The sequence below is a fragment of the Dolichospermum sp. LEGE 00246 genome, assembly GCF_015207865.1.
GTDB classification, from domain to species: Bacteria; Cyanobacteriota; Cyanobacteriia; order Cyanobacteriales; family Nostocaceae; genus Dolichospermum; species Dolichospermum heterosporum.
Genome location: NZ_JADEWA010000699.1, coordinates 1 through 1,747 on the forward strand (window position 1 = coordinate 1; position 1,747 = coordinate 1,747).

3 protein-coding genes are annotated in these 1,747 nt (G+C 40.5%); 2 read left to right on the forward strand and 1 reads right to left on the reverse strand.

Annotated features, from left to right (window positions below; genetic code table 11):
- Positions 1-198, forward strand: a 198-nt coding sequence (locus tag IQ228_RS26995) for a hypothetical protein (protein WP_228044087.1), incomplete at its 5' end; no start/stop codon positions are given.
- On the forward strand, positions 152-730 hold the full coding sequence (locus IQ228_RS25710; protein ID WP_027404702.1) for a Uma2 family endonuclease: 579 nt from the start codon (positions 152-154) through the stop codon (positions 728-730). The genes IQ228_RS26995 and IQ228_RS25710, both read left to right, overlap by 47 nt.
- A 55-nt stretch (positions 731-785) precedes the next feature.
- On the opposite strand, the gene pgeF is transcribed toward IQ228_RS25710, so the two are convergent.
- Positions 786-1,565 carry a peptidoglycan editing factor PgeF gene (pgeF, locus tag IQ228_RS25715; protein ID WP_193964956.1) on the reverse strand — a complete coding sequence of 260 codons (780 nt, stop codon included), beginning with the start codon at positions 1,563-1,565 and terminating at the stop codon, positions 786-788.
- Between the last annotated feature and the right edge of the window lie 182 nt (positions 1,566-1,747).

A 1,747-nucleotide genomic window follows, 5' to 3' on the forward strand; every position in this document is an offset into this window, starting at 1 on the left:
CAATTAATTACAACCATTCTACCTAAAAAAATAAAGGTTATCAAATCCAGCAAAATAATTTATATTAAATTACCAGAAGAACAGTATGGTATACCTCTAAATATAGAGATTTTCAAAGAAAAGACAAACACCAGTAACATAGCTAATAATTATGACAGCTATCACCGTCAACTTAAACCCTATTATCCAATTAAGTGATCAGCAATTTTATCAACTCTGTCGAGAAAATCCTGAAGTCAAATTTGAACGCAATGCCAAAGGAGAAATATTGATTATGTCGCCAACAGGAGGAGCAACAGGAAAACGCAATGTGGAAATTGCCGCAGATTTTGTGTTTTGGAATCGTAAATATAAACTAGGGGTTTGTTTCGACTCTTCCACCTGTTTTAAACTTCCCAATGGTGCAAATCGTTCTCCTGATGTTGCTTGGATTAAAAAAGAAAGATGGGATACACTCACACCAGCAGAACAAGAAAAGTTTTCACCAATTGCCCCAGATTTTGTTTTAGAATTAATGTCACCTAGTGATAGTTTGCAGGAAACGCAAGCAAAAATGCAGGAATATATCAATAATGGAGTTAAATTAGGTTGGTTAATTAATCGAAAAATGCGCCAAGTGGAAATTTATCGTCTTGGTAAACCAGTAGAGATATTAGAATTTCCCCAAGAATTATTAGGTGAAGATATTTTGCCAGAATTTATTTTAAATATGGAAATCATTTGGGGATAGGTTGTTGAATTTCAACAACCGGATCATCTTGGTAAGTCATGGTAATATAATGCTATTATTTACCTGCACTCACGATTCCTGACCATTGCACCTTTTTCTCTTTTTCTCGCCGATAAGAGAAAAAATGTTCTGGAGTTTGGAAAGTACAATAGGGGGCGATCGCCACTTGTTCTACACTAAATCCTAATTGTTCCAATTGTAAAGCATTTACCTGGCGCACGTCTAAACGTACCTTTCCCGGTTCTGGATCTCGAAGCAAAGGTGAATTAGGTAAATTGTGTAAAGCAGAAACAACTTTTTCTGGTTGACCATCTGGTACAACGGTACTGCCAATTTCCGCAGCCACTTCCACAGAGACTTGGTAAACTTCCCCAGCAATAGCTGGACCCATTGCTACTCGCAAATCTATTAAATTACTACCATGCGATCGCATTCTTGCAATAGCTTCAGGCACAATTTTCGCCGCTGTACCCCGCCAGCCAGCGTGTAGAGCCGCCACCTGTCCGGTTTTGACATCGCCAATCAACACAGGTGTACAATCAGCAGAAGCCACCCACACAGCTTGTAAAGGTTGATGACTAATTAAACCATCTGCCAACGCCAAATCATCATCACTGGTATTGACATGATCATCAACTTCCTGGGGAGTTAAAACAGTATTGCCATGTACCTGTTTCAAGCGATAAGCTAAAGCATCCGGTTGTAGAACCGGAGTTAGCTCATGAGGTAAGCGTGGCCAAAACTGTTGGGTAAAGAAACCATGAGACCAGGGTTCTAGAAGATTACAAGTTAAGTAAGGTAGACCTTCCCAATTGTGCCATTGCCAAGTGTGCATCTTTAACCAAACCTCAATAGACAATTAATAACCTTCAATCAATTCTATAGCAGAAGTTCAGGAGTTCAGGAGGTAGGGGCGCAGGGCCTGCGCCCATTCAGGAGTATGGCTAACGCCACGCTGCGCTATCAGGAGTTCAGGAGGAAGAAATTTCTCCCCTACTCCCCCCACTCCCCCTACTC